Annotated in this window: 18 protein-coding genes, 1 other RNA gene and 1 pseudogene; 3 read left to right on the top strand and 17 right to left on the bottom strand. The window is 55.0% G+C overall.

Annotated elements, in window-relative coordinates; genetic code table 11:
* Positions 1-3 precede the first annotated feature (3 nt).
* Positions 4-1,074, bottom strand: coding sequence for an ATP-binding protein (locus VH413_07340; GenBank protein ID HEX3798498.1), 1,071 nt, complete (start codon positions 1,072-1,074; stop codon positions 4-6).
* Positions 1,071-1,748, bottom strand: a complete 678-nt coding sequence (locus VH413_07335) for a response regulator transcription factor (GenBank protein HEX3798497.1) — start codon at positions 1,746-1,748, stop codon at positions 1,071-1,073. Before VH413_07335 ends, VH413_07340 begins: the two co-directional genes overlap by 4 nt.
* 235 nt (positions 1,749-1,983) lie before the next feature.
* Here VH413_07335 and VH413_07330 point away from each other — a divergent pair, with 235 nt between their 5' ends.
* Positions 1,984-2,706, top strand: a complete 723-nt coding sequence (locus tag VH413_07330) for a hypothetical protein (GenBank protein ID HEX3798496.1) — start codon at positions 1,984-1,986, stop codon at positions 2,704-2,706.
* A gap of 252 nt (positions 2,707-2,958) precedes the next feature.
* Here VH413_07330 and VH413_07325 read toward each other — a convergent pair whose 3' ends face one another.
* Entirely contained in the window at positions 2,959-3,198 is a 240-nt protein-coding gene (locus VH413_07325) for a hypothetical protein (protein HEX3798495.1), read from the bottom strand.
* 30 nt (positions 3,199-3,228) lie between these two features.
* Here VH413_07325 and VH413_07320 point away from each other — a divergent pair, with 30 nt between their 5' ends.
* Positions 3,229-3,645, top strand: coding sequence for a hypothetical protein (locus VH413_07320; protein ID HEX3798494.1), 417 nt, complete (start codon positions 3,229-3,231; stop codon positions 3,643-3,645).
* A 67-nt stretch (positions 3,646-3,712) separates the two neighbouring features.
* Here VH413_07320 and VH413_07315 read toward each other — a convergent pair whose 3' ends face one another.
* The 5 genes from VH413_07315 to ffs form a co-directional block, all read right to left on the bottom strand.
* Positions 3,713-4,327 carry an HAD family phosphatase gene (locus VH413_07315; GenBank protein HEX3798493.1) on the bottom strand — a complete coding sequence of 205 codons (615 nt, stop codon included), beginning with the start codon at positions 4,325-4,327 and terminating at the stop codon, positions 3,713-3,715.
* 18 nt (positions 4,328-4,345) lie between these two features.
* Positions 4,346-4,945, bottom strand: a complete 600-nt coding sequence (recR, locus tag VH413_07310) for a recombination mediator RecR (GenBank protein ID HEX3798492.1) — start codon at positions 4,943-4,945, stop codon at positions 4,346-4,348.
* A 190-nt stretch (positions 4,946-5,135) separates the two neighbouring features.
* The gene (locus tag VH413_07305; protein HEX3798491.1) at positions 5,136-5,447 is read right to left on the bottom strand and encodes a YbaB/EbfC family nucleoid-associated protein; all 312 of its coding nucleotides are present in this window, start codon (positions 5,445-5,447) and stop codon (positions 5,136-5,138) included.
* 31 nt (positions 5,448-5,478) lie between these two features.
* Positions 5,479-7,260, bottom strand: coding sequence for a DNA polymerase III subunit gamma/tau (dnaX, locus tag VH413_07300; GenBank protein ID HEX3798490.1), 1,782 nt, complete (start codon positions 7,258-7,260; stop codon positions 5,479-5,481).
* A gap of 49 nt (positions 7,261-7,309) precedes the next feature.
* Positions 7,310-7,406, bottom strand: an RNA gene (ffs, locus tag VH413_07295) — signal recognition particle sRNA small type.
* 164 nt (positions 7,407-7,570) lie between these two features.
* Here ffs and VH413_07290 point away from each other — a divergent pair.
* A complete protein-coding gene (locus VH413_07290) occupies positions 7,571-11,332 on the top strand; it encodes a LamG-like jellyroll fold domain-containing protein (GenBank protein ID HEX3798489.1) in 3,762 nt (1,253 codons plus the stop codon).
* Here VH413_07290 and VH413_07285 read toward each other — a convergent pair whose 3' ends face one another.
* The 9 genes and pseudogenes from VH413_07285 to VH413_07245 form a co-directional block, all read right to left on the bottom strand.
* Positions 11,333-13,897 (bottom strand): pitrilysin family protein, encoded by a 2,565-nt coding sequence (locus VH413_07285; GenBank protein HEX3798488.1) that lies wholly within the window; start codon positions 13,895-13,897, stop codon positions 11,333-11,335.
* 404 nt (positions 13,898-14,301) lie between these two features.
* The gene (locus VH413_07280; protein HEX3798487.1) at positions 14,302-14,763 is read right to left on the bottom strand and encodes a Minf_1886 family protein; all 462 of its coding nucleotides are present in this window, start codon (positions 14,761-14,763) and stop codon (positions 14,302-14,304) included.
* A 157-nt stretch (positions 14,764-14,920) separates the two neighbouring features.
* Entirely contained in the window at positions 14,921-17,620 is a 2,700-nt protein-coding gene (gene leuS / locus VH413_07275; GenBank protein HEX3798486.1) for a leucine--tRNA ligase, read from the bottom strand.
* A 316-nt stretch (positions 17,621-17,936) separates the two neighbouring features.
* Positions 17,937-18,971 carry a spermidine/putrescine ABC transporter substrate-binding protein gene (locus VH413_07270; GenBank protein ID HEX3798485.1) on the bottom strand — a complete coding sequence of 345 codons (1,035 nt, stop codon included), beginning with the start codon at positions 18,969-18,971 and terminating at the stop codon, positions 17,937-17,939.
* A gap of 10 nt (positions 18,972-18,981) precedes the next feature.
* Entirely contained in the window at positions 18,982-19,773 is a 792-nt protein-coding gene (locus tag VH413_07265) for an ABC transporter permease (protein HEX3798484.1), read from the bottom strand.
* A complete protein-coding gene (locus tag VH413_07260) occupies positions 19,770-20,693 on the bottom strand; it encodes an ABC transporter permease (protein HEX3798483.1) in 924 nt (307 codons plus the stop codon). Before VH413_07260 ends, VH413_07265 begins: the two co-directional genes overlap by 4 nt.
* Before the next feature lie 9 nt (positions 20,694-20,702).
* The gene (locus tag VH413_07255) at positions 20,703-21,842 is read right to left on the bottom strand and encodes an ABC transporter ATP-binding protein (protein ID HEX3798482.1); all 1,140 of its coding nucleotides are present in this window, start codon (positions 21,840-21,842) and stop codon (positions 20,703-20,705) included.
* Between the two features lie 661 nt (positions 21,843-22,503).
* Positions 22,504-22,740 (bottom strand): hypothetical protein, encoded by a 237-nt coding sequence (locus VH413_07250; protein ID HEX3798481.1) that lies wholly within the window; start codon positions 22,738-22,740, stop codon positions 22,504-22,506.
* A pseudogene (locus tag VH413_07245) lies at positions 22,737-23,039 on the bottom strand (PIN domain-containing protein). The gene VH413_07250 and the pseudogene VH413_07245 overlap by 4 nt, the downstream one beginning before the upstream one ends.
* Positions 23,040-23,113: the final 74 nt, after the last annotated feature.

Below are 23,113 nucleotides of genomic sequence, written 5' to 3'. Positions count from 1 at the left end.
TTTTCACGTCGCTTCCCCATTGTTGGCAGCTAGCGGCAACCGCACGGTAACGATCGTTGACGATTTGCTGGATTCGATTTTAATCGTTCCCTTATGAGAGGACACGATCCACTCCGAAATTGCCAGGCCAAGTCCCGAGCCTTCGATTTCCGCGTTATGAGAGGGATCGCCGCGAAAAAATCTTTCAAACACGCGCGGCAGGACTTCCGCCGGAATGCCCGCGCCGGAATTGGAAATCGTGTACTCGGCAAAACCATCCACGCGGCGAAGCGCGATCTGAATCCCGCCTTCGGCCTGGTTGTATTTGACGGCGTTGTCGGAAAGATTCAGCAATAACTGGCGAAGGCGATGCTTGTTGCCAGCGACTTTGACCGGATCGCATTGCAACAATTTGACATCAAGGCCGGCGCTGGCGGCAAGCACGCTCGTGTCCTCAAGATTTTCATGAACGATCTCGTCAAATTGCAACGACTTCAATGCCAGCGGAACCAGCCCGGCATCGGCCTTGGCGAGCAGCGTCAGGCCGTCAACAATTTTGCTGAGACGCCGCAACTCTTCCAATCGGCTCGTGGCATGCTCGCGTTGCGCGGGCGTCAGCATGTCATCGCGCAAATAAATTTCTGTCTCGCCGCACATGATGGTGAGCGGGGTCTTCAGTTCATGAGAAGCGTGCAAAGTGAAATCGCGCACCCGCACAAAAGAATCGTTGAGCCGCCGGTTCATCGCGTTCAGGACTTCAGCCAAACGATCAAGTTCATCCCCGTTTTGGGAACGCGGCAACGCGGTTCCTAAGGTGTGTTCATTGATGCGTTCGGCCGCCTCGGTGAGTTCGGCCACCGGCGCCAACGCGCGCCGGGTGAGAAACCATCCGCCGGCCAGCCCGAGCAAAACCGCGGGTACGCCGACGGGAAATAAGAGTTCGCTGGTTTCTTTCAGTGCATGCCAGATTGGCTTTTGGCTGTGGTCGTGCTGGAGTTGCTCGATAAGTTCCTGGAATGTGCCGCCGCTGATGATCAGCAGCGACACCATCAGCACACCCGCATACCAAAGGGCCAATCGCGTGCGGATCTTCATGGCGCGCTTTCCCGCAAGACATAGCCCGCGCCGCGAACCGTGTGGATCAATTTGCAGTCGAAATTGGAATCTATTTTTTCGCGCAGACGTTTCACGTAAACATCTACGATGTTCGTCCCCGGATCGAAATCATAATCCCAAACTTTTTCCAACAGGATCATGCGGCCACAGAGCCGATCGTGCGAGAGCATGAGGAATTCGAGCAGGCGAAATTCGCGCGTGGTAAGTTCGATGTCGCGCCCGCCCCGGCGCGCCTGGCGGGTCATCTGGTCGAGCGTCAAATCGGCGACGCGCAGGACGGTGGATTTATTTTCGCCACCCCGGCGAGTCAAGGCACGGATGCGCGCCACGAGTTCGACCAATTCAAATGGCTTGGGCAAATAATCATCAGCGCCGGCATTGAGGCCTTCCACGCGCTCATTCACTTCGCCGCGAGCGGACAGCAGCAGCACCGGCATGGTGTGATTTTTCTTCCGCAAAATTTGCAAGGCACTCAACCCGTCGCGGCCGGGTAGCATGATATCCATCACCAGGATGTCGAACGGCGTACTCGTAACGGTGGCAAGCACATCGTCGCCATTGGCGATCGTGTCCACGGCGAACCCTTCCTCCTGCAGGGCCTTGCGGATGAAGGAGGCGGTTTTCTTTTCGTCTTCTACTAAAAGGACGCGCATTTGTTTTATGAATTAAGCTGCGAAGCTAGCCGCGCCAAATGAATCTGTCATAAATCCTAAATGACAATTTTGTAATCTTATCGCAATTCCTTGAATTCACCTTGCTCGCATTGTTTCGCTATTTTCGCGCGACAGTTGGAACTGTTTATGCTATAACGCGCGTAGAGGCTCGGCCAGAGCCGGGCAGGGTGCTTGATCGCGCGCAACCATCATGCGCGGTCTGGAAAGAAAAGTCATGAAAATGATTCAACCCAACTGCCGCGTTCAGTTCACGGCCCAGGATGTGGACTTCATTTTGCAAGTCCTCGGGCGCAAAATCGGCACCGCCGATTGCCTGGTCAAACTTCTTGCCGATGAGGACTCCCGCGACCTGATTCTGGACGACGAAACCCTTTTTCACGCATTGATCGAACAGCGCGGATGCCTTCGCGTATCGTCGCGATTTTATTTTTACATGCTCGTGCGGCACGTCTTCAAACGCTCAGACCTCAACGACCGCGCGTTGGCAGATTACGTCGCCGAAGTCCTCACCGCATTTTCCGAATCGCGGCAGAGCGAATGTATCCTTCCTGGTCAAATCAATCCACTCGACTACTTCTTTGAAATGGTTTCGGCGTTGCAAACGGCGGACGAACGCACCAGTTTTCAACTTCGTTTGCACATCGGAAACCATTCGTTGTTTCTCGCGGGCGTTTTCCCCGAGCGCATTCGCGCGCGCGCTGAGACCCGTGGTTTCCCGAGCTTGCGATATTACGAACAACTTGGCCGCACGCATTATCGCATTGCCGGCGAGCATCGGTTGGCCCAGCGTTACCAGCTCGACAATGTCCTCTGCACGCTTTCCGAGCGTTTTCAATCCGCCCGCCGCGCGCTCAATGACATGGCTGACCGGCTCTTCTCCATCGGCGAAGGCGATTATCCGCTGCACCTGCTTTTCAATCCCAACAAGCCGGAGTAACTGGTTCCACATTTGGCAGACGCTCCAATCCGTGCTAGGATGCGTTAATCAGTCTTCCAATCCATTATGTTAGTCCATTACATCGTGAACTTTTTTGCCGGTGTTTTTATTTGCAACTGCATTCCGCACCTTGCCGCCGGTTTGCGGGGAGAAGCGTTTCCTACGCCGTTCGCGAGTCCGCCCGGGCGCGGGCTTTCCTCGCCCCTGGTTAATTTTCTTTGGGGAACGATTAATGCGGTGATTGGAGTAGCGTTACTGGCATTTCGCCCGATCGTGCTGCGCATAAATCTGGAAACAGGTTCCTTTCTCATCGGCTTTATCTTGTTGGGAATTTTGCTTTCCGTTCACTTTGGAAAAGTCCGGCGGGATAATCCTGGAAGATAATCCACCACGTTTTCCGGGATTTTCGCGCACGGTTAAATCTTGATTTTTTTCATCAACTTCGGCATCGTTTGTCCCGGAGCGGCTTGGAACCGTTCCAGATTGATACACTTGGACAATGTCCGTTCACTGATTTGACTTATGGATACTCCAGTTTCTTACGTGCCGTCGCGATTGCTCACCGGGGACACCGAAATTCTTCGCCAGCATAGCTTCACCCGCTGGATGTCGCGCGACCTGATGCAGGCCGCCGGCGACTTCAACCGCAATCTTGGCTTGGTTCCGGTTTATTCCGAAACTTCGCCCGATCATCTCACGCGTTATCTATTTTGGAAATTGCCGCATGGCGCGCTCATCGAAGTGCGTTCGGGCCGCGCGCGCGAAAAGTTCGAGGAATTCGACCGGGTGAATCACGAGCGCAAATGGAAATTGCTCACGTTGCATGTCAACGAGAGCGATATTTATTCCGCCGTGTGGATCTCGCAGGATTACTTTGAAGTCGCCAAGACTTTTCTGCTGTCGCATGGCATCTCCGTGGCCGAGCGCAAAGTTTCTTGAAACAGTTCTCGATTAATCAGCGCGGCAACGAGCGATCGTTGCCGCGTTTTTTATTTTCGGTCGCAAACTAATTCGCGGGCAAGCCCAGCGCGCTTAAAGCCGCCATCGTTTTCTCCGGCGACTCCTGCAAAACCACCTGCCATCCCCGGCCCGCGCCGGCTTCGATATTCTCCGGCCGGTCGTCAATATAAACAATCTGCGAGCCGTGCCGGTTGGTGATGCGTTCAACCACTTCGTAAAGTTTCGTGTGCGGCTTCATCGCGCCGTGTTCATAGGAAAAAATATAGCCATCGAACCCGGCGAAAAATGGATGCGCCCCGCGGATATGGCGGATTCCCAGTTCATTCGTATTTGAAAAAATGAACGTGGGAATCTTGCTCTGCTTCAGCCTCGCGTGCAGCGCGATCATCGGCTCCATCGGAGTAAAAATATTTCCGAACAGTTCAGCGAAGCGTTCAGCCGTACCGCTGAATTTTGTTTCCGCGCGAAACTCCTCGAAGAATTCGTCTGTGGTCATCAACCCCGTTTCGTAGCGAAAGAGCAGGGGAGATTGGTTGATGAATTTATGGATGACTTCGGCCTTGCTGCCGCTGTGCGACGCCAAATTTTTCGCGGCGATGGCATAATCAAAATCCAACAGCACTTTGCCCAAATCAAAAACCACCGCCTCGGGTCGAATCATAAAAATTCCGTGTCCAATCTACATTTCGCGACGGCCCGCGAGCGCGTGGGTCAAAGTTAATTCATCCGCGAACTCAAGCCCGGCCCCGGCGGGCAACCCGTGTGCGATGCGCGTAATTTTTAGACCCGGTCGCGCGAGCCGTTTCGCCAGATAATTACTGGTGGCATCGCCTTCGACATCCGTGCCGAGCGCGATGACGATTTCCCGCACCGGCTCTTTTTCCAGACGCGATTCTAGTTGCCCAATCCGTAAATCCTCGGGACCAACCCCGTTCAACGGCGAAATCTTTCCGCCCAGCACATGATATTTCCCCCAAAAGGTTCCCGACTTCTCGATGGTGATGATGTCCACGGCGCGCTCAATGAGACATATCAGGCTGCTATCGCGGCGAGTATCGCTGCAAATCGCGCACGGTTCGACCTCCGTCAATGAGCCGCAAATCGCGCAAGTGCGGATGCGTTCACGCGATTGCAAAAGCGCCTGGGCAAGTTGCTTCACTTCACCGGCGTCGCTTTGGACGAGATGCAGCGCGAGCCGTTCAGCCGAACGCGGCCCGATACCCGGCAGTTTGCCCAGCGCGCTGATCAGGGACGTAATCGGTTCGGGAAGGGAAGACATGGGCGCTAATTTTAACCGCGGAGACGCGGAGACGCGGAGGTCCTTGCGGACGGCGAATCGGAGAAAGAGTCACGGATGGAACACGGATTAAACACGAAAAAAAGTTTTTCAATCGGTGTTTTATCCGTGTTCCATCCGTGGCTAAAAATTCCTATCATCCGCGCCTCCGCGGTTAAATCAGTCTGCATAATTACATCAACCCCGGCATGCTGAGGCCGGAAGTGACTTTGCCCATTTCCGTATTTGAGATGTCGCGGGCCTGCGCCAGCGCCTGATTGGTTGCGGTCAGCACCATGTCTTCGACAATTTGCGCATCCGATGGATTCAATGCCTGCGGATCAATCTTGATCGAGGCGATGGTTCCGTCGCACTTCGCCACGACCTTCACCGCGCCGCCGCCGCTGGTGGCTTCGACCGTTTGCGCCGCGAGCCGCGCTTGGACTTCTTCCATTTGCTGCTGCATCCGCGCCGCCTGTTTCATCAATTTGCCAATGCTCGACATAATTTAATTTAGTTTGAGTTGAGGGTGTTCGTCACGCCCGCACGTCCACGATTTTGCCTTTAAAAACCTCAAGGGCTTTTTGGATGAGCGGATCGTTTTTAAAATCGTCTTTGCTGAATGCCACCGACGCCGGTTTTTCTTTCGCGGGTGGCGGAGCTGCGGCGGCTGGGGCAGCTTGCTTTTGCGTGGCGACTGGCGCCGGGGCGGGTTTCGGCGGTTCCGGTTTTGTTTCGATCACCGGTTGCGCCATGTTTGTGGGCCGTTCCGCCTTGATAAATTTGATCTGCGTATTCGGATGCCCGAGTTCGCTCAACTTCGTTTGCAGCAACGCATGATTCTTGGAATTGTCCACCAGTCCGATGTGGTCCTCGAATTCCGGGTCGAACCCAATGATGAATAAATTTTTCGCCAGCGAAACCGGATGCGCTTCGAGCAAATACGTGCGCGTAAACGGGCTCGCGCGCCCAACCGATTCCACCAGCTGCGCCCAAAGTTCCTGCAAGCTGCCATTCGCGTTCACGGGTGAACCCATCATCGCAGTGCGAGGCGGCGGTTCGGACTCGACCGGCGCTGAATCGCTCGTGATTTTAGGCTTTGGAGCGGGCGCGGCGCTCGCCGCTGGAGTTGAGCGCGCTGGGGCAGGGGATGGCGACGCCGGAGTTGGCGTGCCAGTGCCGCTTCGCAGATTTTGTAATTGCTGCAACACCGCATCCAGGCTCACCGCCCGCCGGGCTTCGATGGCTTTCAGCAACGCGACCTCAATCAGAATTTTTTTCGAAGCCGCATCGCGCAGGCGCATCTCGCAATCGCTCATCACTTCCATCATGCGCGTCAACGCATCTGTGCCCACGCTGGTCGCCTGTTCTTTCAACGATGCCGCTTCCGATTCTGAAACTTCGAGCATCCGCAAATCGCCGCGCGAAACCTGGTAGATTAACAGATTTCTAAAATGCCCCAGCAAATCTGAAACGAGCCGTCCCAAATCTTTCCCATTTTTCGCCAGGTCATTCAATTCGCGCAAAGTAGTCTCTGCTTCGCCGGCGAGAACCGCGCGCGCCAATTCCAGAATCTGGCTTTGCGCCGTCAGGCCGAACATGGACAGCACATCCGCCTCCTCGATTTTCGCGCCGCAAAAACTGATCAACTGGTCGAGCGTGGACTCGGCATCGCGCATGCCGCCTTCGGCACCGCGCGCGATGGCTTCCAGCGCGGCCGTTTCGATCTCTACATTCTCTAATTTTGCGATGTGCGCCAGATGCTTGATGATCAGCGCTGAGGGAATGCGCCGCAAATCGAAACGCTGGCAGCGCGAAAGAATTGTCGGCAGGATTTTCTCCGGCTCGGTCGTTGCAAACATGAACTTCACGTGCGCGGGCGGTTCCTCAAGCGTCTTCAACAGCGCATTGAACGCCGCGGTCGAAAGCATGTGAACTTCGTCAATGATGTAGATCTTGAATTTCGACGACGCGGGAACGTATTGCACCGTCTCGCGCAATTCGCGCACTTGCTCCACACCGTTGTTGCTCGCGCCGTCAATTTCAAGGACGTCCATCGAGCGGCCTTCAGTGATCTCGCGGGCTTTCGGATCGTCCTCGGGAAAATCCACCTTGGGGCCGCCGGTGCAATTAAGGCACTTCGCAAAAATGCGCGCGATGGTCGTCTTGCCCGTGCCGCGCGGACCGACGAATAGATAAGCGTGCGCGATGCGATTTTGCGTGATGGCGTTGCCGAGGGTTTGCGTGACGTGCTCCTGTCCGACGACATCCGAAAACCGTTGCGGGCGATACTTCCGGGCTATGACCTGATAAGACATGCTGGTAATTGGCGATTCTGTCTGCGGCTACGAGCCGCGAGTAAATCAAAAATGCCAGGGTGACCACGGCGGATGCAGAGCAAACTGCCGTTGCTGCATTCCTGCCCTGGCGGGGTTCGTAAGTCCACATTCCATGGGCCCTGGCACTCGTCAATTTGCCGCACCTCATCCCGGGCTTCAAGGAGAAACCGTCTCATTTCTCGTTTGCAAAAAACCTGGCTCGCCCGGCCAAATTTGACGAATGACTTTCGACGGGCTAAGCTCAATTCACTCGAACCAAATCATCACGACCGCCCCACGCTGAATTGAAGTGAAAACCCCATCTGTCTTCGTTCGCGCTTCCTGTGTTTTCGTCGCTGGCTTCTTTTTACTGTTCGCTCTTGTTCCCGCGTTCGCTGCCCAGCCTGAACCGCTCGATACCAACGCCATTGCCCAAATCGCCGCCATCTATCGTGAGAAACTTTCCTGGACACCGGCGCAATGCAAGCTCGAGTCGCAACTGATTCACGCGATGAAAAATCACCGCGGAGAAACTTATGCGCCCGGCGCGCCTGATTTGGAAATGGACGTTAAGCTACGCACCGACGGTCGGGTGCTGGTGGATATCAATGCAACCGTCACTCCCACGCTCCTCCAACTGATTACTAATGGCGGCGGCACGGTTATCAATCAATTTCCCAATTTCCATGCGATCCGTGCCATCGTTACACTCGACGAATTGGAGACACTGGTCAGTTCTGCCGACGTTCGCACGATCCGCCGCGCCACTCAGGCGCGGCATCATACTGGCGCGGTGAATTCCGAAGGCGATACCACCCATCAGGCCATCGAAGCTCGCGCGACTTTCGGTGTGACTGGCGCGGGCGTAAAAGTCGGCGTGCTTTCCGACAGTGTGACCACCAGCACGAATGATTTTCTCACCGATGCCCAGGCCACCGGCGATCTTGGCCCCGTCACCGTCCTGCAGGATATCGCCGATGGAACCGGTGAGGGCGCGGCAATGCTCGAAATCGTTCACGACCTCGCGCCGGGCGCGCAATTATATTTTGCCACCTCCGACGAAAGCGAGGCGGGCTTCGCGGAAAATATTCTCAACCTTCGCAACGCCGGTTGCGACATCATCCTGGACGACACCGGATATTTTGACGAATCACCATTTGAGGATGGAATCATCGCGCAAGCGGTGAACACGGTCACGGACAACGGCGCGCTATATTTTTCCGCCGCGGGTAATGCGGGCAATCTCGATTCCGGCACATCGGGAACTTGGGAAGGTGACTTCGTTGACGGAGGCGCGGCCGCCTCGCCGATTACTGAAGCGGGACGGGTTCAGAGTTTTGGGGCGCAGACATTCGACACCATCAGTTTCGCCGACAGTGATTCACACTTGGACCTTTTCTGGTCCGATCCGCTGGGCGCATCCACCAACGACTACGATGTTTTTGTGCTCAATTCCTCCGGAACTCGCGTGCAGCATAGTTCCACCACGCGCCAGAACGGCACGCAAGACCCTTACGAATCTATTCCCACGCTTAGTTCCGGCCAGCGCATCGTGATCGTAAAATTTTCCGGCGCGGCGCGTTTTTTGCATTTGGATACGGGCGATGGTGAACTCAGTATCGCCACGTCGGGCGCGACTTTGGGCCACGCGTGTGCGGCCAATGCTTTTTGTGTCGCGGCGGTGGATGAGGCCAATTCATTTCCAAAAGCGTTCACCGCTGGCACAAACGATCCGGTGGAATTTTTTAGCTCCGATGGCCCGCGCCACATATTTTATAATTCGGACGGCGTTCCCATCACTCCCGGAAATGTTTCTTCAACCGGCGGTGCGATACGGCAAAAGCCTGACGTCGCCGCCGCGGATGGAGTCTCCACGACGTTCGCTGATTTCACGCCTTTTTTCGGAACCTCCGCCGCGACACCGCACGCCGCCGCGATCGCCGCACTGTTGAAATCCTACTCCACGAACATCACAACCGCACAAGTGCGCGCCATCCTGACCGGCACCGCGCTCGACATCATGGCGGCAGGCGTGGATCGCGATTCAGGTTATGGCATAGTGATGGCGTTCGTCGCATTGGACGCGGCGAGTCCTGACACAATGATGATTACGCCCCGCATGGGCTTCGTCGCGAGTGGATCCATCGGCGGTCCATTTGACGTTGCCACTCAAAATCTTTTCCTCACAAATTCCGGAAGCAGTTCACTCGACTGGACGCTCGTGAACACCTCTGCGTGGCTGAATGTTTCTTCAACCAATGGCACGCTTGCGCCCGGCGGGCCGACAACCACCGTGACGGTTAGTTTGAATGCCGCGACCAGTAATCTCGCGGCGGGCAATTACACGGCAACTATTGTGTTCTCAAACTTGGCGACACAAATCGCCCAAACGCGCACTTACACATTGTCCGTCACCGGCCCATCGAGTTATGGCAACGCGGCGCTCGCTCTGCGTCCACTGGCTTATTGGCGTCTCGACGAAACCAACCAGCCTCCTCGCGCAGCCATAGCCACAAACGCCGGGTCACTCGGCAATTCAGGAACGGGATTTGTCATAAATAATGTAACGCCTGCACAGCCTGGAATCGTCGGCACGAGTTTTCATTTTTCAAATCCGGAATTACTGATTGAGCTTCTTGGCGGCCATGTGGACATTCCCTACACGCCCGCGCTGAACCCCAACGGCCCGTTCACCATAGAGCTTTGGGCCAACCCCGCGCAGATCACTTCCGATTTCTTTTCACCCGCCGCCGCATTGGACGCTAATCAAAATGACTCCAACGCCCGCATCGGCTGGATTCTCTATGAAGCCGCCGGTTCGACCTGGCAATTTCGTGTCGGCGGCATCAACGGCTACGCCGCGACGCTAGTGGGCGGCACTGTCACTACCGGCGCGTGGCATCATCTCGTCGGTGTTTACGACGGAACGAATGCCTCGTTCTATGTGAATGGAGTTTTAGTCGCTGGGCCTTCGTCAGCCGCGGGTTTTAATCCAAACACCACCATGCCCCTTCGCATCGGCGCCACGACCATTCCCAATCGCACCTTCGACGGTGATGTGGATGAAGTCGCATTTTACACCAACGCCCTGAGCCCGGACGTGATCGCCTCGCATTACAACACCGCCATTTCCGCCGCGGCAAATTACAGCTCGCTCATTCTCACAAGTCATCCGGTCGGTTACTGGCATCTCGATGATCCTGCGCCCATCGTGCCGAACCTTTTGCAACTTCCGCTGGCCGTGAATCTCGGTTCGCTCGCACCGACCGCCAATGGAATTTATGAGCCCGGAACTTTTCCTGGCGCGCTCGGTGTGCCGACGATCGGACTCGGCGCAAGCAATCTCGCCTGCATGTTTGATGGCTTCGGAAACATTGACGTGCCGGCAACCAATTCGCTCAATCTGACCGGTGCGCTGTCGTTGGTCGCATGGACTAAAGCATTGCCAGCAAGCGGTAGCGCGCAATCGATATTGGATCATGGAATCGGATCGTATCGTTTGTTTCTCGATAGTGCTGGCCTGCCGCATTTTTCAGACGGCCTCCAACCAAGTGGCGATGTCGTTGGCCCAACTCGATTAGACAATAACCAATGGCATCAACTGATCGGCGTGTATGACGGCGCGAGCCAACAGACATTGTATGTAGATGGCCAGGTTTCCGCTTCCATCAATAACGCGACCACGGCGGTCTCCGGCAACAGCGACGACTTATGGATTGGCGGCGACCCGGACACAAACGCGTTTCAATTTTTCAACGGCGAGATTGATGAAGTGGCAATTTTTGGCGCGGCGCTTTCACCGATGCAAGTGCAGCAAATATATTTGACCTCAACAAATAATCCGCCACTGCGATTCACAGCGATTGGTTCGCCGACCGCCAGTTCGCAAACGATCGCTTTGACCTTCAGCACCATTCCCGGACAAAAGTATCAACTCCAATTCAAAACCGATTTGACGCAGCCGTTGTGGACGAATCTCGGCAATCCCATCATCGCGGTGAATTCCACCACCACGATCTCCGATCCACTCGGAACGAACGTGCGTCGATTTTACCGGCTGCTGCTGCTGTGATTACTCGGGCTTGACCACCGAAATGACCATTGCGCCCGGCGTGAGATATTTCTTCGCCGCCGCTTTGATTTCTTCCAGCGTGATGTTTTCATAACGCGCATCGTCGGTATCGCTGTGGGCGTAACCCAAGCCGTAGAGTTCATCCAGCGCCATCGTCATCGCGAGACCGCCCAAGTCCTGTCGGGCAATTTTTTTCTGGCCAACGATCTTCGCCTTGGCGCGTTTGAGTTCCTCCGCCGTCAAGCCCTCGGCGCGCAATAATTCCGCCTCGCGCAAAATTTCCTGTTCCACCTGCTCAACCTTCTCCGGCGCCGTGCCAACGTAAAACGCGAAATATCCCGGCACCAACCCGAGAAAATTTTGCGCGCCGACATAATAGGCAAGCCCAAGATTATCGCGAATTCTCAGAAACAATCGCGACCCCAGGTCACTGCACGCTTCCTGCAACAATTCCAAGGCATAGCGGTCAGTCCCCGAAACCGTCGCCCCCGGAAATCCGACCAGCAGCACCGCCTGTTTTTTATCGCGAATCTCCACCACCCGTTTGATTTCTTTCAACGGTTTCGTTTCGGGCAACTGCGCCAAGGCCTTCTCGCCGGTCTTCCAACTGCCAAAAACTTTTTCGACCGCGGCCTTTGCGTCATCAGCTTTCACGTCTCCGAAAATCGCAAGCACGCAATTATTCGGCACCGTGAATTTTTTGTGAAACCCCTGCACTTCCGCCTTGGTCAGCGCACTCACGCTGGCCTCCGTGCCAAGCGTGTCGAGACCATAACCCCCGTCGCCGAAAAGCGCGCGCCGCATGCCGATGCCCGCGCTCTTGAGCAACTGGTCGCGCTGCGATCTGATTCCGGCCAACTGAATCTGCCGCTCGCGCTCCAGCGCCGCTTCGGGAAAAGTCGGATTCAACAAAACATCCGCCACCAAATCGAGGCCGATATTGAAATCCTCGCGCAACACTTCGGCATGCACCCCAAAACTATTATTGCCGCCAAAACTATCGAGACTGCCTCCCAGCGATTCTATCTCCAGCGCGATTTGTTCCGCACTCCGCGTCTTCGTGCCCTTCAGCAACAGACGCCCGGCTAATTGCGTCATACCATTGTTCGCTGCCGTTTCCGCCAGCACGCCGCCTTTCAACACCAGTCGAAATTCTACGAATGGCAGCCGATGACTCTCTTTCACGAGCAGCCGAAGCCCATTCGCCAGCTCGAATTTTTGGACCGTCTTATCTTCATCCGCAACCACCGCGTGCGTGGACTGCGGCGAGGCGCCTTTGGGCAGCAGCGCATAAGCCGTGCGATTGCTCGCCGTGAGATATTCGCGCGCGACGCGTTGCAAATCCGCCGGCGTCACCCGCTTCACCGCTTCAAGATAACGCTCGGAAAAATTTAAATCATTCGCGACGAGCCAACTTCCGCCGAGGTCATGCGCCTGGCCTTGCATGGTCTTGCGCGTGGCGAGCGTGGCCGAGGTAAATTGTTTGACCACCTTCGCGACTTCGGCGGGCGAAATAGTTTCGTTCTTCACCCGTTCCACTTCCGCCAACGCAGCGGCGCGCGCCGCTTCAAATTTATCCGCATCCACCAGCAGACTAATGCCGATCAAACCGGGATTGCCCGGATTGTAAGTCCACGCATCAATCGAATTGACCAGCCCTTTCTTCTCGCGAATTTCCTGATACAACCGCGAACTGCGCCCGCTGCCGAGCATTGCCGCCAGCACGTCGAGAATCGGAACATCCGCATGGCGCAAACCCGGTATGTGCCAGCTTAAATGCACATGGCCCATTTCAATCGGGCCTTCCTCGATGATTTCACGCGCCGCCGTCTGTCGCGGTTCCTCCGGCAAAACCACCGGAGCAATGGCGCGCGCTTTCGTCGTGGCGTAAGCCGTCTTGATTTGTTCGACCACCTCCGCCGCCTTCACATCGCCCACCACGACAAAGAAAACATTATTCGGCGCGTAACGCTCGCGGTAATACGCCGCGATGTCTTCCGCCTGCAATTCATTATAAATATCGGGATAACCGATGATCGTGAAGCGATACGGACTGCGCGTGTAAGCGGTTTCAAACAGCCGGCGACCCGAACGGCGGCCGGGATCGTCCTGGTTCATGTCCATCTCGCGCAGGATGACTTGCTTTTCCTTCGCCATTTCGTCGGCGGGCAAAGTCGCGTGCTGCATGATGTCGCATAAAATATCAATCGCGACTTTCGCGCCAGTGTTGGGCGCATCAATATAATACACCGTGCGATCAAATGAAGTGTACGCGTTCATGTAACCACCCGCGTCCTGCACCTCCTGGTCAATGCGACCCGCGCCGCGCGTGGTCGTGCCCTTGAAAAGCATGTGCTCAAGCACGTGCGACATGCCGGCGCCTATCCATTTGCCCTCGTTGATGCTGCCGGTCATTGCCCATGCCTGCGCGGAAACGACCGGCGCGCTGTGGTCTTCGCGCACGATGATCGCCAGGCCATTTTCAAGTTGGGTCAAGGTCACGCCCGGCGGCAGCGCGGGAATTTCGGCGGAAGCGGATAAATGTTGGTCGTTCGACATCGTCATACAATGGGAGAGTAATCTAATTGGCGATTTTGCCAAACGCGAAACAAAATGTTTTCTACGAAAGACACTCAGTTTCACACGGTTGGGCGGCGCCACTGTGCCGTCGCCGATCACAAATGAGCGCGGCTAATCATACGAGCAAATCGGCGTCTAAAGATGAAAATTTACCCGCTCTTATCCGCACTTACGCGAACTTAAGCGGACTTATCCGAACCATCGTCCGCTTCTGAACGGATAACAGGCGGCTAAATCATGGATGGAGCGACATCACCTGCGTCATTTTCACGCATTGCCAGTCCTCCTTCAAAGAACTGCCCGAACCGTATCATAGCCAAATGAGTTTCGCCAGTTCAGACTGCGGCGCTGATGCGCTCTCCTCTAACCACCAAGTCCCGCTGCTCAATTCACCCCTTGCCCACGCCCGATTCCTTCAACGGAACCGCCCCAATCTTGCTCTGTGGCAGAAACGGCTTCCGAAATGCTTCAAAAAAATCATAACCATTCTCAAAATCCGCGCGCGAATCTTTCTCGGTCTTTTTAAGCAGCCGATTTTCCACCATGATAAAAACCATCGCGCCGAAATCCTGGCAATTATGGATGCCCCATTCTTCAAACACCGTCATCGCCATCGGCCCAAACATTTCCAGCGCAAGTTCGCGAATCCCCGACAGTAATTCCTGGCCGCTGACATGTTTTTCCTGTTGCGAGGTGCGTTTGCTCGTGGCTTTTTCGATCTTCTGTTCCTTCTCGAGCATTTTGCGCGTGTGATCGAGGGCATCCCGCAGAAATAAATAGGCGTCCCGGTGATAACGCGAATCCTTCGCGAGGATTTGCTCCAGGACTTCTTCAAATGACGTTGCTTGCATTATTTTATGGTTTCGTAACTGCACTGGCGGCCACCGGCGGATGCGCCGTCCGATAAGCCTTGACCGCCAAACCGGTCACAAACAGGAACACGAAAAGACACAATACTTGCGTTTCCTGTTTGGTCCAATGAATCACAGTTTCACTATAACCGAGCCGTCAAGCCACCGCAATGTTCACTAATCTCTTCGGCACGACGATGATTTTCTTAATGGTCTTTCCGGCGATAAAGGGCTGCACCTTTTCCGTCGCGAGCGCGGCGACCTCGATCTGCGCCTGCGTCGCATCCGCCGCCACGACGATCACATCCCGCAGCTTGCCATTCACTTGCACCGGAATTTCCAGCGTACTCTCGGCGAGCAGCGCCGGGTCGTGTTTCGGCCACGGAATATAAGCCAGCGTGGGCGCGTCCGCCGAGATGCGGGCGAACAATTCCTCCGCGAGATGCGGCGCGAACGGTTGCAACAAAATCAAAAAATCCCGCAACACCGTGCGAGGCTTAACTTCCCACGTCATGGCTTCATTGACGAAAACCATCAAAGCGGAAATCGCGGTGTTGAAACGCATCCCATCGAGATCTTCGGTGACTTTTTTGATGCACGCATGCAAGGCCTTGAGTTGAGCCGGCGTCGCCGCGACGTCTTTGATCGCCGGACCGAGTTTGATCAAGTTGAGCAGTTCGTTGCGCTTGTTCGATTCCGTGGTGGTATCGGCTTGTTCAAACGCCGTCTCGCTTTGCTCATCCACAAACAAACGCCACACACGTCCGAGAAAGCGATACACACCCTCGACGCCTTTGGTGTTCCACGGCTTCACCATCTCCAGCGGCCCGAGAAACATTTCGTAAAGTCGAAACGCATCTGCGCCGTAGTCGTGAAGGATGTCGTCGGGATTGACGACGTTGCCGCGCGACTTCGACATTTTCTGCCCGTCTTCGCCGAGAATAAGCCCCTGATTCACGAGCTTATAAAACGGTTCGGGAGTCGAGACATAACCAAGGTCGAACAAAACCTTATGCCAAAAGCGTGCATATAATAAATGCAACACCGCATGTTCCGTCCCGCCGACGTACAGATCAACGCCCGGCGTTTGCCCGCCAGTCTTCGTCCAGTAATTCTCCGCCTCTTTCCCAACAAACGCATTCGGATTCCGCGCATCCAGGAACCGCAAATAATACCAGCAACTGCCTGCCCATTGCGGCATGGTATTGGTTTCGCGCACCGCGCCATCCGGCAGGTTCACCCAATCTTTAGCGCGCGCGAGCGGTGGTTCGCCCGTCGAAGTCGGTTTGAAATCCGTTAAATCCGGCGGCATTAAGGGCAATGCAGATTCCGGCAACGCCTCATGCTGTCCATTGCGCCACACGATCGGGAACGGCTCGCCCCAATAACGCTGGCGGCTGAAAAGCCAGTCACGCAATTTATAATTAATCGTCTTCTTGCCCACGCCTTTTTCTTCAAGCCATGCCGCAATTATTTTTTTCGCCTCGGGCGTCGGCAAGCCCGTGAGAAATCCCGAATTGACGCTCGTGCCATCGCCGACGAACCCAATGGAGTCTTTGCCTTCCGGCGCGCGAACCACTTCCGTGATGGGCAGCTTGAATTTTTTCGCGAACTCAAGATCGCGTTCATCATGCGCCGGCACCGCCATGATCGCGCCGGTTCCGTAAGTCGCGAGCACATAATCGGCAATCCAAATCGGAATGTTCTCACCGTTGACCGGATTGATCGCATAAGCGCCGGTGAAAACGCCCGTCTTGTCCTTCGCCAATTCCGTGCGTTCCAGATCGCTCTTGCTCGCCGCCAGCTTTTGATATTCCGCAACCGCACTCCGTTGCTCTGGTGTCGTAATTTTCTCCACCAGCTTATGCTCCGGCGAAAGCACCATATAAGTCGCCCCAAACAAAGTATCCGGTCGCGTCGTAAAAACACGAATCTTACACTCCGCGCTTCCCACTCCGCATTCCGCACTAAGAAAATCCACCTCCGCGCCTTCGCTGCGCCCAATCCAATTTCGCTGCATTTCCTTGAGCGAATGACTCCAGTCAATGCCTTCAAGATCATTCAACAGACGCTCGGCATACGCCGTGATGCGTAGCATCCATTGGCGCATCGGCTTGCGGACCACCGGGAAACCGCCGACTTCGCTTTTGCCATCAATGACTTCTTCATTGGCCAAAACCGTGCCAAGTTCCGGACACCAGTTCACCGGCGCTTCGGACACAAACGCGAGACGTTTGCTATCGCGGTACGCGCGTTTTTCTTCTTCGGTCTTCAAAGCCGCAGGGTAGGGGAGTGATTCAATCGGTTCACCCTTGTTGGTCGCTGGATTGAACCAGGAATTATACAGCTTCAGGAAAATCCATTGCGTCCACTTGAAATATTCCGGGTCCGTCGTGTCCACTTCCCTTGTCCAATCGTAACTGAAGCCCAGCGACTTTATCTGGCGTTTGAAATTGGTAACATTCGTCTCCGTCGTCGCCCGCGGATGCTTGCCGGTCTTGATGGCGTATTGTTCCGCCGGCAGACCAAAGGCGTCCCAACCCATCGGATGCAAAACATTGAAACCCGCCGCCCGGCGATAACGCGCCAGAATATCCGTGGCCGTGTAACCCTCGGGATGTCCGACATGCAAACCCGCGCCGCTTGGATACGGAAACATATCCAGCACATAATATTTCGGCGGCAATGCCTCCGCACTCGCGGCTTTGCCACCCAGTCCGTGACGCGCCGCAAAAGGATGCGCGTCCGGCAGCGTTTCGCCCGGATTCCATGCGCGAAAAGCCTGCTGCTCATCCCACTTCGACTGCCATTTCGGCTCGATCAAATCAAACGGATACTGTCTGCGACTTATAGACATAAGCCCGGAATATTGGCGAAATGTCCACAGCAGGGCAATGGCAGAATTTTTACGCAGGCCTCAACACTCCGTATTTGTGAATTAAATCGGTCACGGTAGGGCTGCGCTGCCGTGCAGCCGTCCGCAGTCCCGCAGGGACGAAAGATCTTAACCCAGCAATTTATTGCTGGGTTTACATCCGTCCCCAATCAAGTCCCGCAGGGACGAAAGAATCCCTCAGATGAAACTATCACTCGTCCACTCGAACGTCTTTTTTTATTAACTCCCCAAATAAAATGACGCATGCAAACCTTATAGGTTCGCCTATATCTTTGCGCTATCTCGCCTTTATCTCCGTCCACACTTCATCATAGAGACGCGTCTTGCCGCCGAGGTCTTCGAGAAACTCGAGTTTCGCTTTCGTCTCTGCCGAAGGATAAATAGCGGGATTATTGCGATCCGCCTCGGGAATAAACGGCATCGCCGCGCGATTCGGCGAAGCGAATTGAGTATATCCCGACAACTGCGCCCCGATCTTCGCATCAAGAATGAAATTAATAAATTTCTCCGCCAAATCGCGATGCGGTGCGTGGGCCGGAACCGCAAGATTATCGAGCCAAATCTGGCTGCCTTCGACAGGAATCACATAAGCCGTTTCCTTGTCCTCCGTCATGCCCCGAACGCCTTCGCCACTATAAACAATGGCCGTGCGTGCCGTATGCGCGAGCACCTTATTTTTCGCGCCCACGCTGCCCTCAAAACCGACGCACCGCTTCTTCGCCTCAATGATCAAATCGCGCGCCGCCTTGAGTTGGCCCGGGTCAGTCGAATTAAGACTGTGACCTTGATATTTCAACGCCGCCCCCACGAGATCGCGCACTGAATCAATCAGCACGAAAGAGCCGGCTTGCTGTTTGGCATCAAAAAAAATTCCCCACGTCGCTTTCAACGGCGCCTGCCCGGGTATTTGCCGGGCAAAGATGCCAACCGTTCCCCACTGATACGCGACGCTATATTGATTGCCACGATCATAAGGCGGACTGGCAAATGTCGTATCGAGATTCGTCAGGTTAGGGATGTTCGCGTGACGCAATGGCGCGAGGAGATTCAACTTGATCATAGCCGTCACCATGTGGTCCGGCGGCACAACGACATCGTAGAGCGAGTCGCCGCCGCCCTGCATTTTGGCGAGCATGCTTTCCGCATCCTCATAAAGATCAATGTTCACCTGGCAATCCTGTTCCTTCTCGAATTGCGCGACAATTTTCGGATCAATATATTCGCTCCAGATGAAAAGATTCAGCTTTAGCGAAGCTGCGAAAAGAGGCTGCGCAATCGCCATCAACGCGAATAAAACCAAAAATCGTTTCATGCGTGAAGTATCAGGCTTTTTTCCCGCGTTGCAAGAATGTCACGGTCAAGGTGCCGAGAACCGAAGCGATCACAATCAGCGTGGAAAGCGCATTGATGTCGGGCGTGATGCCGCGCTTCACCGAAGAATAAATCAGAATGGGCAGCGTCGTCGAACCGGGCCCGCTTGTGAAAAAACTAACCACAAAATCATCCAGGCTCAGCGTAAACGCCAGCATCCCCCCCGCAAGAATCCCCGGCAAAATCAACGGCAGCGTGACATGGGTAAAAGTCTGCCATTCATTTGCGCCGAGGTCGCGCGCTGCTTCCTCAAGCGCGACATCCAGTCCAACCAACCGCGCCCGCACAACGATGGCGACAAACGGAATTTGAAACGTCACATGCGCGATAACCATCGTCGCCAATCCCAGTTCAAAAAGGCTGAGCCATTTCCTCAGCAACGAATAAAACAGCAGCAACGCCACCGCCATGACAATGTCCGGTATGAAAATCGGCACATACAAAAACCATTTGAAAAAAGTTTTGCCGGGAAAACGAAAACGGTCGAGGCCATAGCCAAGCATCGTGCCGAGCAGCGTCGCAATCAGAGTGCTGATCACGGCCAGCAGCAGCGTATTTTTCGCGGCGGAAAGCGCGAGCGAATTTTCCCAAAGCGTGCCATACCATTTGGTCGTGAAGCCTGTCCAACCCGAGCCGAACCGCGCCGCATTGAAAGAATAGAGCACGACCACGACCAGCGGAGCATAGAGAAACGCATAGAGCACAACGGCGATAACGCTGAGCGATGTCGAAGCGCGTTTCATAAAATTTGCGGTTCGCCGCGTCCGCTGGATTTGCGCGCGTAAACCCATAATCCAAACAAAACAATCGCCAGCGCGACGAACGCTATCGCCGAGCCGAACGGCCAGTCGCGGCTTTGGCCAAATTGTTGTTCAATCGCATTGCCGAGCATCACCGTTTTTGCGCCACCCAAAAGATCGGGAATGACAAATTGTCCCGTGGCCGGCAGAAAAACGAGAATCATCCCCGCGATCAATCCCGGCATGATTTGTGGCAGGACGGCATGGCGAAAAACCTTTGCGCCGTTCGCGCCAAGGTCCATCGCGGCCTCGGCGAGGTTCCAATCGATTTTTTCCACCGAGGCGTACAGCGGCAAAACCAGAAAGGGCAGGTAATCGCAAATCATTCCGATGGTCACCGCAAACGCACCTGGATAAAGCGCTTCGTCAGCATTGCCCAAACCAATTACATGCAAGGCGCGCGTGAGCCAGCTCTCCGGCGATAAAATAATCTGCCAGGCATAAGTGCGAATAAGCAGGTTCGTCCAAAAAGGAATGACCACCAGCGTCAGCGCAAAATTTTTATAACGGTCCGGCAGCCGCGCGATAAAGAACGCGAGCGGTAATCCCGCGACCACGCACGCCACCGCCGTGCCCGCGCCCAATATAAGACTGCGAAGCAGAATGACCGGATAAAGCGCATCGAACCCAAGCAATCCAAATCCCAAAAGGCGTTTGTAATTATCGAGCGTGACCGGCAGTTGAACTTCGCCGTAATCACCACGGCTGAGAAAACTGATGACTCCCACCGCCGCTAATGGCGCGAGCAAGAAAATAACGAGCCACAAAACCCCCGGCCCGCTGGTGATGGCAGAGCGCAGCCAATGTTCGCCTCGCGAAAAACGGCTCTCCGGCTCGCAACTCGATTTTTCTCTCGCGCTCATATCCGTCAATCAGTCATCGAGCAGCACCATGGATTTCGCGGGCAAATGGACGAGCACCGTTTGGCCGATGGTGAAGCCCGTATTGCCAGCGTGAGAGTTAAGCATGCGCGCGTTTAATTTCTGTTCGCCGAGACTCAGGCAATATTGTGTCTCCGCGCCGCTATAAATAATCTCGCAGACGCCCGCCGGAAAATGATTGCCCGAAGGCACGGTGCTGGTCGGCCACAAACTGATTTTTTCCGGGCGAATGGCCAGCGTGATGGCATCGCCCGCTGAAATTTTTCGCCGTGCCGTGGCAAGGTCGAATCGCAACTCACCGAACGTCGTGGCAATAATGGCCGTCTGCGATTGGATCTGCGCCACCTTGCCCTCGACCAAATTGCACGCGCCGAGAAAATGCGCGACGAACCGGGTGCGCGGTTGCTCATACAATTCTTTGACGGAATCAAGTTGCTCAATTTTCCCCGCGTTCATCACGGCGATGCGATCACTCATGACCAGCGCCTCCTCCTGATCGTGCGTTACAAAAATAAATGTGATGCCGAGGCGGCGTTGAAGCTGCGACAACTCGACTTGAAGTTCCTTGCGCAATTTCAAATCGAGCGCGCCCAGCGGTTCATCGAGCAAAAGAACTTCCGGCTGATTCACCAGCGCGCGGGCGAGGGCGACGCGTTGTTTCTGTCCACCGGAAAGCTGCGCGGGTCGGCGGTCGGCGAACGCGGAGATTTGCGCGAGCGACATCACCTCCGTGACGCGCCGGGTTATCTCGGGCGCGGAAATTTTTTTCATGCGCAAACCGAAAGCAATATTGTCCCGCACATTGAGATGCGGAAACAGCGCGTAAGATTGGAAAACCGTATTGACCGGGCGTTTGTGCGCGGGAATCAGCGCGGCGTCGCGTCCGCCGATTTTCAGCGAGCCTTCATCGGGAGAATCCAATCCGGCGATGAGGCGCAGCAAAGTCGTTTTGCCGCATCCCGACGGCCCCAACAAAGAAAAAAATTCGCCCTTGTGGATGGAAACAGAAACCCTCGCCAGTGCCTCCGTTTCACCAAAACGGCGCACCAACCCTTGGGCTTCAACGGCAAAAACTTCGGAAGTCGCCTCGGCTTCACCCCGGTTTCCCGCGATGGCCGAAGACTCTGTCATTATTCGCACTTTGCAGATGTAACAAACTTGGCCCGAAACACGATAAAAAAATTGTAATCTGTTGCACCGGGGATGCCCTTAATATCGCGCACGGTAGGGCGGAGCTGCCGCTCCGCCGGGGCGTTCACACAGGTCGCCCGGCATGGTAAAATCAATAATCGGAGAGCGGCAATGTCACTGTTAGGCGACAAATTTACCTCGCAAAGGCCGAAAAAAACGTCTTCTCCCCGTATTTGGAACTTGCCAGCCTCCGCAAATTAACGAAAATTAATCACAATCGTAACACTGGAATGAGCCTGACCCACATAAAGCAAATAGTTGGCAACGTACAAGACTCCCTGACGGACAATCCAATGGCCATGTGGGGACTTATTTGTGCTGGAGTATTGGTCATACTCGTTTTCGGTGGTCTCCTGTACAACGCCTATATTGATTGGCGTCACGAACGTCAAAAGGCGCAAGCCGTCGAGCGGCTTCACAAACATCTCCAAAGTCTCCCAGGACAAAAGTCCTGATTTTCAGCCATCAAACGGCCTTTCCCGCATTGGGCTCCGTTTGACAGTCCTTGCTAAAGCCTTGTCGTTACCGGATTTTTTTGCGTTTTCCTTTAATGTTCGCTACCAGTTGCTGAAAAATGGTAACCAAGTATCCAATTACAGTATCAAATCTCATCACCCGCTACCGGGGGAACATTCGGCACCTTGGCCATTGAAGACTCGAATTCTTCGCGGTTACCGCGTTGCGCCCGGCGCTCAAGCTCTCTGAAATCCTCGACAGCACGAGCGAATTCCTCCAGCTTTCGCAACGCGAAGACATTGACGGACTGGTGATCCTGCGACGCTAGATTCTCCAGCTTCTTGTAAACTTCGTCCGGCATGTTCAGTTCGATGGCCTTCATTTGATTTCGCCTATCAGTTTTAGCAGGTCTGAAGGCTTGAGGACTTCGATGCCGAATTCCCGCGCCACCCGCAGGTGCCGTTCGTTGAAGGATACCACATAATCACACCTCCCGGCAATAGCGGCTTCGATTATCGCGTCGTCGCCCGGATCCTGATAAATCATATCCAGAATGTTCGTGATGTCTTGCGGGGATAATCCCGCCGCAACCCCGGGCCGTCTGGCAACGTCTTCGTACTCGTACATCAGCGCGGGCGTGACAACGCCTTGCCATCGTGGATGCCCAATAGTCGCCAGGAGCCGAAAGGACGCGCCAGCCCGCTAGCGCATAGCCGCCAGCACCACATTGGTGTCCACGATGACTCGATAGCGTT

The organism is Verrucomicrobiia bacterium, assembly GCA_036268055.1.
In the GTDB taxonomy this organism is placed as follows: Bacteria; Verrucomicrobiota; Verrucomicrobiia; order Limisphaerales; family Pedosphaeraceae; genus DATAUW01.
Note: the sequence above shows the minus strand (reverse complement) of the source record. Positions and strands in the feature narration are given on the sequence as shown.